At 53.0% G+C, this 285-nt stretch carries 1 tRNA gene; it reads left to right on the forward strand.

Features of this window, described 5'->3' with window-relative positions:
* Positions 1–208: 208 nt before the first annotated feature.
* Positions 209–284, forward strand: a tRNA-Phe gene (locus FE296_RS00120).
* Position 285: the final 1 nt, after the last annotated feature.

Below are 285 nucleotides of genomic sequence, written 5' to 3' on the forward strand. Positions count from 1 at the left end.
AACCGTGGTGTAGTTGGCCTAACATGCCTGCCTGTCACGCAGGAGATCGCGGGTTCGAATCCCGTCGGTTCCGCCATCTTGTATATGCTTCAGGGATGAGAATCCGTTTTTGGGTTCGTCGGAGCATTCACTTCGAGAGCATAAGCTTCGCAGTCTCGAACGAAGTGAGAGTATCCCGTGGGTTCCGCCATTTTTTTTAATGTAGTAAGGCTCGGTAGCTCAGTCGGTAGAGCAGAGGACTGAAAATCCTCGTGTCGGCGGTTCGATTCCGTCCCGAGCCACCAT

It is taken from the genome of Paenibacillus sp. UASWS1643, assembly GCF_008693195.1.
Classification (GTDB): Bacteria; Bacillota; Bacilli; order Paenibacillales; family Paenibacillaceae; genus Paenibacillus; species Paenibacillus amylolyticus_B.